1 protein-coding gene is annotated in these 856 nt (G+C 61.0%); it reads right to left on the minus strand.

Annotated features, from left to right (window positions below):
- Positions 1–22 precede the first annotated feature (22 nt).
- Positions 23–792 (minus strand): IS5 family transposase gene (locus EEB11_RS19270; protein ID WP_280950295.1). Its coding sequence is split into 2 segments (ribosomal slippage): positions 23–456 and positions 456–792, totalling 771 coding nucleotides; the frame shifts between segments, so codons are not numbered across the junction.
- Between the last annotated feature and the right edge of the window lie 64 nt (positions 793–856).

The raw sequence follows: 856 nt of genomic DNA on the forward strand, positions 1-856 counted from the left end.
TAGGCTCCAGACTCATTGATCGTCATAGCCAGAACATGACGGTTGCGGCGAGGGCGACGGCTGAGAGGAAGACCTTCGGGCATCTGTCGTAGCGGGTTGCGACCCTGCGCCAGTCCTTCAGACGCCCGAACATGATCTCGATCCTGTTGCGGCGTTTGTAGCGGCGCTTGTCGTGCTTGATGGGTTTGCCGCGCGACTTTCTGCCCGGGATGCAGGGCTTTATCCCCTTGTCTTTTAACGCATCTCTGAACCAGTCGGCGTCATAGCCCCGGTCGGCCAGCAGCCATTCTGCCTTTGGCAAGCTGCTCAGCAGCGCCGCCGCGCCGGTGTAATCACTGACTTGGCCCGCTGTCATGAAGAACCGGATCGGGCGACCATCAGCGTCGGTGACGGCATGCAACTTGGTGTTCATGCCGCCCTTCGTCCGACCGATCAGACGGCCCCTATGGTCGCCTGGCCCCCCTTTTTCGACCGCAGGCTGGTCGCCGTGCGATGCGCCTTGAGATAAGTCGCGTCGATCATCACCGTCTTCGGAACGGCGGCCTCGGCCGCCAGCCCGTCCATCATCCGGGCGAAGACCCCCTTGTCGCTCCACCGCTTCCAACGGTTGTAGAGGGTCTTTGGCGGGCCATACTCCTTGGGCGCATCACACCACCGCAAGCCATTGCGATTGATGAAAATTATGCCGCTCAGCACACGCCGGTCATCGACGCGCGGCTTGCCATGGCTCTTGGGAAAGAAGGGCTGGAGCCGAGCCATCTGCGCGTCGGTCAGCCAGAAAAGGTTGCTCATTGATCAGTCTCCTCACGGAGGCTGAATCACGCCGCAATCGCAAGATCAATGGGTCCTGACCCTA

This window comes from Pseudotabrizicola sediminis (assembly GCF_004745575.1).
GTDB classification, from domain to species: domain Bacteria; phylum Pseudomonadota; class Alphaproteobacteria; order Rhodobacterales; family Rhodobacteraceae; genus Pseudotabrizicola; species Pseudotabrizicola sediminis.